Consider the following 603-nt stretch of genomic DNA (forward strand, 5'->3'; position numbering starts at 1 on the left):
CTGCGGTTTGCGCCTTGCCCTGCGAACGAATCCATCGCTTTCATTGCGTTCCTCTACTTCCGGGCTGAGGTACTAGATGGCGGCGGGAATTTCGTTCCACAGCGCGATGACCTTCCGGTCGGGGTGGTTGGCTTCATGGCCAAGCAGGCTCAAGGATGCCGGGTACAACGGAAAATGCTGCCCTTCGACCACCGGCAGGCCAATCCACCGTACCGCCAGCGCGGCGCCGAACNTGGCTTCATGGCCAAGCAGGCTCAAGGATGCCGGGTACAACGGAAAATGCTGCCCTTCGACCACCGGCAGGCCAATCCACCGTACCGCCAGCGCGGCGCCGAACTGACCGTGCGAAAAGAGCGCGATATTGCCTTGCAGGGTATACAGCCTCGTGAGGAGCCGGTCGGCACGGGCGGACACATCGGCAGGCATCTCGCCCCCGGGGCAGCCATCGCGCCACACGTTCCAGTCTGGGCGGTCCCTGCGAATGTCCTCGGAGCGCTGGCCCTCGTAGTCGCCGTAGTCCCATTCGGCCAGATCAGGCTCGATATCGCTCGCCAACGCAAGCCCCGCCAGTTCGCAGGTTTGGCGCGCACGCAGCCGTGGACT

1 protein-coding gene is annotated in these 603 nt (G+C 64.1%); it reads right to left on the minus strand.

The window, feature by feature from the left end:
• Positions 1 to 72 precede the first annotated feature (72 nt).
• On the minus strand, positions 73 to 603 hold a 531-nt coding region (locus tag QZH66_RS18115), incomplete at its 5' end, for a histidine phosphatase family protein (protein ID WP_305807189.1).

The organism is Stenotrophomonas sp. YIM B06876, from assembly GCF_030711595.1.
In the GTDB taxonomy this organism is placed as follows: Bacteria; Pseudomonadota; Gammaproteobacteria; order Xanthomonadales; family Xanthomonadaceae; genus Stenotrophomonas.